The following is an 8,521-nucleotide window of genomic DNA, read 5'->3' as shown; positions in this document are numbered from 1 at the left end:
CATCGCCGTCCCTCGCTCTGGCTCAGGACGTCCATAAAGACGTCCTTATGGACGTCTCTTACGCGCTCACACCACCTTTCGGCAGGCGGCCTCAATCGGTCGGTTACTGCACGTCGATCGAAAGGCCGTCATCGCCGGGCGTCAGTACGATGGCGGACACCAGAGAGCGCAGGATTTCCGATGCTCTCATCCGCTCTGTCTCAGGGCCATGCTCGAGAAGCTCGTGCAGCGCGGTCACCTGTTGGCGGCAATAGCCCGCCATCTCCGGGTGGAGCAGAGCAGGCGGCTCCTTCGCCTCGGCCACGAAGTCCTTTAGCGTTTTCTGCCTTGCCTCCAGCCTTACCACCTTGCCGTTAAGGCGATCGGTCGATGGGCCCGGCCCCAGGCGGATCATCATCTCTATCGTAGCGTCGATATCGCGCTCGAGTTTGTCGATCTCCGCGCGCGCCGGTGTGATTGCGGCACCACCCTCCATGCTGACCCGGTTCAACTCGCGCGTGAAATCGTCACAGAATGCCGCAAAGAGCGCCGGGTCCATGAGATGGCTGTGAAGCGCAGTCCGTCACGTTCGCGCCTTTCGGGCTTTCTCAGACGCTCGCCAGATACGACGACCGCCGAGGATGTGCGGCGCTTCCAGCTTTACCAGCGCGAGCATCGCGCCGGGAGGCCCGCGATCAGCGGCGCGATCTCAGCGCCGCGCGTCCTGCTTTAGCGGCACGCTGGAGCGAACGCTCCCACGCCCATGCCAAACCGGCAGCGCGCGAACCAGTGTCCGCTATTCAGTGCGGGGCGGCAAACGCGGCCGGGTAGGAGCACGATGCCCGACCGACCCGGCCAGATCCACGGTGGACAAATCCTGAGTTTCGTGAAAGTTTCCTCAGAGGAAAGAATGGAGAGAGATGTCGGGAACGCGACAACAACGGGGTCGCTAATGGAACATCTTCGTGCGAAGCTCGACTGGTTCAAGACGATCATCCTGCCGCACCAGGCCGCGCTGAGTGCTCGCGTGCGCCGGCTATCCCCCGGCGATCATGAGCATCAGGATCTCATCGCGGAAATCCTGGCGCGCGCTTATGCCAATCCGAACTGGCGTGAGGTGACACACGGGCGGGCCTATCTTTTCACTATTGCGCGCAATCTTGTCATCGATCAGGCGCGCCGTGAGAAGGTGGTGTCTTTCGAGACGATCAGCGAAGTGGAACTGCTTCGCTCAAGCCTCGACAGCGAAGCTCAGCTCTGCGCGCGTGACGAACTGCGGCGCGTGCAACGCGTTCTCGATGATCTGCCGGATCAATGCCGCCGTGTCTTCATCGCGCGTCGCATTCACGAAAAATCCATGGCCGAGATAGCGGGTCAGATGGGTCTGTCCGTTTCTACGGTCGAAAAGCATTTGGGCAGGGCGATCCGGTTGTTTATGGCGGCGCTGGCACAGCAAGGGAATGGCCCGATTGAGCAGGAGCGCAGGGCAGACCCGGGACGCCATCGAGGCGCAGGCAGCAGCCTATCTCGCGGCATCCTTAAATGACCCCGATCCTGCGACGCGCCTGACGATCACCGACTGGATCGAGCGCGATCCGCGACATGCCGTCGCCTATGCGCAGGCGGAAGTGGCGTGGGACGCCGGGCAACGGCTGAAGGGACAGGATTTCTCGGCGCCTCATCCCGTAAGCGCAGCATCGGCGGCGCACGGTTTCACCCGCCGCAAGGTGATTGCTGGTGCCTCGGTCGCCGCGGCTGCGGCCGCCATCGTTCCGCTCGGCGTTTGGCTCAGCCGGGCGACGCGTTACAGCACCGCGATCGGCGAGGCGCGGGACGTGGCGCTGGCAGACGGATCGCGCGTGCATCTCAACACGGACACGCAGGTCCAGGTCGCGCTGTCGGCCGATCGGCGGCAGCTTTCGCTGGTGCGCGGAGAGGCATATTTCGATGTTGCGCATGATCCCGCGCGACCATTCGATGTCGCGGTGCCGGGCGGCGTCGTGCGGGCGATCGGAACCGCGTTCAACATCCGGCTGCGCGGTGCGGTGGTTGAGCTCACGGTGACGCACGGCATCGTCGGCGTGCGGACGGCGGGGGGCGTGATGCGGCGGGTGCCGATGGGCGAATCCGCGGTGATCCAGCCGAGGACGGTCGCGGTCGGCCACATGGACGAAGGTGCGATCGCGAAGCGCGTGGCATGGCGCGAGCGCATGATCCTGTTGAACGGGGAGACGGTCGGTGAGGCTGTCGCCGAGTTCAATCGCTATCGCGCCGCGCCGATTCTGATCGGCGATCAACGCATCGCCGGGCTGCGTATCGGCGGCCGTTTCCGCACCGATGAGTCTTCGGACTTCTTGCGCGCGCTCGAGCAAACGCTGCCAGTTCATTCGGCCAACGAAGACAATGGCTCCGTCCTGCTGATGTACGCGGACCAGACGACGTAGGTCCGAGCGGCACGCATCCGCTCGAAGGCGAATCTGAACTTTTCGTTACATTTCTATGGCGGGTTTGCCCGGCCAGTTCCGTTTTACCTCGGGAGACGAAGATCGTCCGCTGTGGCTAAGGGGGAATTGCCAATGCGTTTGATGCTGCCCATGCTCTATGCCTCCGTCGCGTGCCTGGCGCTTGCGGCACCACCGGCGCTTGCCGTCGTCGAGCCTTCCAAGGCGCTTTCGGAAAAACATCATTTCGACATCCCGGCGCAGGGCCTGAATGCAGCATTACTGTCGCTGTCGCGGCAATCGTCGATGCGAATCCTGTTTCCTTACGAGGAGGCGAGCCGGTACGAAGTACGGTCGGTGCGCGGCTGGCTTTCCACCAGTGAGGCGCTTTCCCGGATGATCGAGGGGACGCCGTTACAACTCGCCTATGCGCGGGACCGTACCTTTACGATTGCGGCGCGGAGCAAGGCCGGGCTGCGACCGGCTGGCTTCACCTCTGATGCGGTGGCGGCGCCAGCCCCCGCGCCGGCGGCCGAGCCCTCGCCGCAGCAGGAGGCGCCGACCGACGTCATCGTCACGGGCACCCGGCAGACCAACCGCACCGTCGCGCAGAGCCTCGCGCCGATCGATGTTGTGAGCAAAGCCGATCTCCAGACCTCGGGCAAGCAATCGGTGCGCGACCTGCTTGGTACGCTCGTTCCCTCGATCAGCGTGTCGAGCAGCGGGTCTGGCGCGAGCTTCGCAGTCAAGACCCTGTCGCTGCGCGGGCTTTCGGGCGATCAGGTACTGGTCCTCGTCAACGGCAAGCGCCGTCACAACACTGCGACGCTGTTCATCAACGGCACCACCCAGAACGGCCAATCACCGCCCGACCTCGATCTCATTCCCGCCAACGCGATCGACCATATCGAAGTGCTGCGCGACGGGGCGTCGGCGCAATATGGCTCGGACGCGATCGCGGGCGTCGTCAACATCATCTTGAAGAAGGACGCGTCGGGTTCTGCGACGGTGATCGGCGGCGCGAACGGCGACGGCGGCGGCGAGACCGGGCGGTTCCAGATCGACAAGGGGATCACGACACCGGGCGGCCATATCCACCTCTCGGTCGATGGCTATATGCAGGGCCGCACCATTCGCGGTGGGCCGAACCTCTCGCAGCTTTACTTCGCCGGCGATCCGCGCGAGGCGACCGCCGATCGCCGCGTCAACAAGCCCGGCCAGCCGCAGGTGGTCGGCGTCAACGGCTCGGTCGATGTCGCGCAGACGCTCGGCACGAGCGACATCGAGGCCTATGTGTTCGGCACCGGCTCCAAGCGCGAGGCCGATGCCTTTCTTACCTTCCGCAATCCCGCCGCGACCAACAACATTCCGCAAATCTATCCCAACGGCTACATTCCGCACCTGCACGTCCACGACGAGGATTATCAGGTCTCCGGTGGCGTGCGCGGCGAGGGGCCGCTTGGTGTGCATTTCGACCTGAGTACCAGCTACGGCTACAACAAGGTCCGCTACGTCGAGACCACCGCACTCAACGCGTCGCTCGGGCCGGCGAGTCCGAGCACCTTCTATATCGGCAAGGTGATCGGCACCGAATGGACGAGCAACCTCGACCTCACCAAGCATGTCGAGCTCGGTTTCGTCGAGCCGCTGCAAATCGCGGTCGGCGCCGAGTATCGGGAGGACACCTATGAGATCGGCGCGGGTGACGTGCCGTCTTATGTGGATGGCGGATATCGGACCCCGGCCGGCCAGCCCAATGCCGGGGTCATCCGCCAAGCGGGCTCGCAAGGCGTGACGGGCTTTCCGCCTTCTGCGGCTGGCACGTTCGGGCGCAATAACAAGAGCATCTACATCGACCTCAGCCAGAAAGTCGCGCGATGGCTGGAAGTGTCGGCATCGGGCCGGCACGAGGCGTATTCGGACTTCGGAACCACCAACAATTACAAGGTGTCGGCGCGGATCGAGCCGATTCGCGGCATCGCCGTGCGCGGCACGATCAGCACCGGGTTCCGCGCGCCGACGTTGCAGCAGGAACATTATGCCTCATCCTCGACGATCGGCGTGCTGCTGCCGGGGGCGACCACCACGGTGCTGGCGCCGGTGCGTGCGTTGCCGGTCGATGATCCGGTAGCCCGTGCGCTTGGCTCGCAGTCTCTTCGACCGGAGAAGTCGACCAACTATTCGGCCGGCCTCGTGCTGACGCCGATCAATAACCTCAACGTCACGATCGACGCCTATCAGATCGAGATCGATAACCGCATTCTGCTGTCGGGCACGCTGACCGGCGCGATCGCCGCGAACGGCACGCTCAACCCGGTCGCGACAATTCTCAGTGCGGCCGGTCTCAACCCCGTGCAGAGCGGTTTCTTCTTCTCGAACGCGGCGAGCACGCGCACCCGAGGGCTCGATGTGGTCGCGACCTACCGTGCCGGTCTCGGTGATTTCGGCAAGGCGGTGCTGACCGTGTCGGGGAACATCAACAAGACCAAGTTCACCCGGCTCGACGTACCGGCTGTACTGGCCGCGCAGGGACTGTCCCTTATCGATCGCGCGCGACAAGGCGATTTCACCAGGGGTACGCCGCGCAACAAGCAGATCGTCAACCTCTACTGGACGCTCGGCGCCGTCTCCGCAAACGTGCGCGCGACGCGCTACGGCGAGGTCACCCAGGTTGCCGCCGTCCGCGCGGCTGACGGCATCTACCATGACGATACGATCAAGCCGAAGGTGTTGTTCGATCTGGAACTCGGCTACCAATTGACCCAGGGAATCAAGCTCTCCGCCGGTGCGAACAACCTGTTCAACATCTACCCGAACAAGCTGTCGGCGGTGAACCAGGGCAATACCGGCTTCGCGCTGTACAATTCCTATTCGCCCTACGGGTTCAGCGGCGGCTTCTACTACGGAAAGATCAACCTCAGCTTCTGACGCGCGGAGTAAGAACATGACGGATCGGCATTCGCGCAATGGACTGACGCGCCGCGAAACACTGGCGGCTGGCAGCGCCGGCGCGCTGATCGCGAGTGCCGCCGCAAGCGGTGCAGGCGGCGCAGGCAGGGCTGCACCGCCGGCTGCGAAGACGGTGATCGTCGAGGACGTGACCAACGTCGCGCTCACCATGTCGCCGGACGGTGGGCATGTCGCTTTCGATCTGCTTGGCATCCTGTGGACCGTGCCGGCCGCGGGCGGCGTCCCGACCAAGCTGACCGGCGCCTATGACGATCTCGGTCAGCCTGACTGGTCACCCGATGGCAAGCGCATCGCATTCCAGTCCTATCGCACCGGCAATTTTCACATCTGGACCGTACCCGGCACCGGCGGCGCGCTCGTCCAGCATACCGATGGCAGTTGCGACGATCGCGAACCGCGCTGGTCCCCCGATGGGAAGACCATCGCCTTCTCAAGCGACCGTGCCGGTGGCCGCTACGCTATCTACCTGCTCGACGTGGCGAGCGGTACGGTAACGCCGTTCTCAACTGGAAAATCGCAGGATTCGGAACCCTGCTGGTCGCCCGATGGCAAGCGGCTCGCGTATGTCGCCGATGCCACCCGGCTGATGATGGCGGACATAGGCGGCGGCGCGGCGCAAATGGTCGCGTCGGTGCCGGTCTCGACCGATCGCTTCCACGCCTCCGAACTGCACGCGCCGAGCTTTGCGCCCGATGGCAGGCTCGCCTTCACCCGCATCGACGGCAAGGGCGCGACGCTCGTCGTCGAGGGCAAGGACGTAATCGTCGGCGAGGATCTCTACCCGTTTCGCCCCGCCTGGATTGGCGCGGACTTCCTCTACGGGTCGGGCGGCAAGATCCGGCGCTGGTCGGCTGGCGACAAGAGTGTGGTCGCGATCAAATGCGCGGTTCCGGTCTCGACGCCGCGCTACGTCAAGAAGACGCGGGATTTCTACAGCGTCAAGCCCAAGCCGGTCGTCGGTATCGTTGGGCCGCAACTGTCGCCGGATGGGCGGCAGATCGTGTTCGGCGCGCTTAACGACCTGTACCTGCTGACGATCGGGGGGGTGCCGAAGCCGCTCGTCGCCGATCGCTGGTACAAGGTCGATCCCGCTTGGTCGCCGGACGGTATGTGGCTGGCCTATGCCTGCGATCGCGGCGGCACGCTCGACATCTGGCTGCGCGACATGGCGCGCGGCGTGGAGCGGCAACTCACCAACCTTCCCGATCAGGGCGCGGTTTCGCCGAGCTGGTCGCAGGACGGCAAGACGATCGCGTTCCTCGATCAGGACGGCGCGCTTCATACGGTCGATGTAGCGAGCGGTGCGGTGCGCAAGGTGTTCGGTGCTTTGTGGGAACCGGGCCGGCCGAGTTTCGGGCCGGATGGCAAGACGATCGCCTATGCCGCCTTCAAGCCGGTCAGCGCGCGATACCGCGAAGGCCATTCCGAGATTCTCACCGTCGATGTCGCGACCGGCAAGGGCACGTACACGGCGATCGCACCGGGCAAGTCGCTGGGCGTACGTGGCCTCGACGGCCCGGTGTGGTCGCCGGACGGCAAGACGCTGGCTTATGTCTTCGCCAGCACCTTATGGACGGTCGCGGTCAATCCGAACGGCAGCTTCGTGGGCGCACCGAAGCGCATTTCCAGCGACGTTACCGACGCGCCGAGCTGGAGCGGCGATTCACGGCATCTGCTGTATCTGAGCAACGGCAGATTGCAGATCGTGCCGGCGACTGGAGGCACGCCCGTCATCGTGCCGTGCCGGCTCGCTTGGGCCAACGCCAAGCCCAAGGACCGCACGATCCTGCGCACCGCGCACCATTGGGACGGCACCAGCGCCGGTTATGCCGGACCGGCCGACATCGTGATCGATGGCAATCGGATCGTCGCGATAACCGGGGCGGGTAGCGCAAGCGACGCCAACGCGAAGATCGAGGATGCGGGCGCGCTCACGCTCATGCCCGGCCTTGTCGACATGCACACGCACCGGCAGATGCAGGGCTATAATTACGGCGATCGCATGGGCCGGATCTGGCTGGCAATGGGCGTTACCGCGACGCGGAGCCCGGGGGCGCCTGCCTATCATATGGTGGAGGACCGCGAGGCGATCCAGAGCGGCAAACGCATCGCCGCGCGCCACTTCGCCACCGGCGAGGCTGTGGATGGCTCCCGTATCTACTACAATTTCATGCGGCCGGTCACCGAGCCCGGTCAGATGGCGTTGGAAATGGCGCGCGCCAAGGCACTCGATTACGACATGGTGAAAACCTATGTCCGCATGCGCCACGACATCCAGAAGGAGGTCATCGAACAGGCGCATGCGATGGGCATGCACCTGAGTTCTCATTATCACTATCCGGCCTTGCTCAGCGGCATGGATTGCATGGAGCATCTCGGCGCGACCAACCGCTACGGCTATTCGCGCACCATCACCAGCGGCGGCGGCGGCTATCAGGACGTCAACGGCCTGTTCGCCGCCGCGCACGCCGGCCGCACGCCGACGCTGTTCGTGGCGAGCGTGTTGCTCGGTGAGGACGATGGCCTCGCGCGCGACCGTCGTATCAAGACGCTGTTCCCGCCCTGGGAATATGCCAAGCTGATGCAGCGTGTCGCGGCAATGCGGGATGGCGATCGGGACACATTCCTAACCTCGCTTCGCCGTCAGGTCGCGCAAATCCAGCAGACGATGGCGCTGGGTGGCAAGGTGATCTCGGGCACCGACGCGCCGATCGATCTGGTCGCGATCAGTCTGCATCTGAACCTGCGCGGCATGGTGAAGTTCGGGATCGCACCCGTCGATGCGCTGAAGACCGCGACGAGCAACGCCGGGGCGTTCCTCAACGAGCCGCTCGGCCGCATCGCTCCCGGAATGCTCGCGGATATGATCCTCGTCGATGGCGATCCACTCGGACGGATCGAGGATGCCGCCGAGGTCCGCAAGGTGATCGCCAATGGCTATATCCATACGCCCGAATCGCTGATGGCGCCGTTTGCCGCGCCAGCACATTCTACCGTGCGCAATCACGAACTTCCGGCACGCGACGGGCATTCGCACCAGTATTGGGAAACGGCTGCGTATGTCGAAACCGGCCGCGCTTCCTGCTGTGCGGATCACTGGCATCCTCAGCTCAACGCCTGAATGATGGACG

General features: G+C 64.4%; 5 protein-coding genes. 4 read left to right on the top strand and 1 reads right to left on the bottom strand.

From position 1 onward, the window contains the following. Positions 1–103 precede the first annotated feature (103 nt). On the bottom strand, positions 104–538 hold the full coding sequence (locus tag EWE75_RS17500) for a hypothetical protein (protein WP_130159395.1): 435 nt from the start codon (positions 536–538) through the stop codon (positions 104–106). A 279-nt stretch (positions 539–817) separates the two neighbouring features. On the opposite strand from EWE75_RS17500, the gene EWE75_RS17495 reads away from it, so the two are divergent. The 4 genes from EWE75_RS17495 (at position 818) to EWE75_RS17480 (ending at position 8,511) form a co-directional block, all read left to right on the top strand. After that, on the top strand, positions 818–1,525 hold the full coding sequence (locus tag EWE75_RS17495; RefSeq protein ID WP_231708428.1) for an RNA polymerase sigma factor: 708 nt from the start codon (positions 818–820) through the stop codon (positions 1,523–1,525). Further along, the gene (locus tag EWE75_RS17490; protein ID WP_165388431.1) at positions 1,449–2,423 is read left to right on the top strand and encodes a FecR family protein; all 975 of its coding nucleotides are present in this window, start codon (positions 1,449–1,451) and stop codon (positions 2,421–2,423) included. Before EWE75_RS17495 ends, EWE75_RS17490 begins: the two co-directional genes overlap by 77 nt. 132 nt (positions 2,424–2,555) lie before the next feature. Beyond that, positions 2,556–5,348, top strand: a complete 2,793-nt coding sequence (locus EWE75_RS17485) for a TonB-dependent receptor plug domain-containing protein (protein ID WP_231708427.1) — start codon at positions 2,556–2,558, stop codon at positions 5,346–5,348. A gap of 16 nt (positions 5,349–5,364) precedes the next feature. Then, positions 5,365–8,511, top strand: coding sequence for an amidohydrolase family protein (locus tag EWE75_RS17480; protein ID WP_130159393.1), 3,147 nt, complete (start codon positions 5,365–5,367; stop codon positions 8,509–8,511). Positions 8,512–8,521 lie beyond the last annotated feature (10 nt).

The organism is Sphingomonas populi, from assembly GCF_004208535.1.
Taxonomy (GTDB): domain Bacteria; phylum Pseudomonadota; class Alphaproteobacteria; order Sphingomonadales; family Sphingomonadaceae; genus Sphingomonas; species Sphingomonas populi.
Note: the sequence above shows the minus strand (reverse complement) of the source record. Positions and strands in the feature narration are given on the sequence as shown.

Bases quoted from the DNA above. Each gene is read 5' to 3' on its own strand.
- EWE75_RS17495 (WP_231708428.1), top strand. From the start codon at position 818: ATGCCCGACCGACCCGGCCAGATCCACGGTGGACAAATCCTGAGTTTC.
- EWE75_RS17485 (WP_231708427.1), top strand. From the start codon at position 2,556: ATGCGTTTGATGCTGCCCATGCTCTATGCCTCCGTCGCGTGCCTGGCG.
- EWE75_RS17500 (WP_130159395.1), bottom strand. From the start codon at position 538: ATGGACCCGGCGCTCTTTGCGGCATTCTGTGACGATTTCACGCGCGAG.
- EWE75_RS17480 (WP_130159393.1), top strand. From the start codon at position 5,365: ATGACGGATCGGCATTCGCGCAATGGACTGACGCGCCGCGAAACACTG.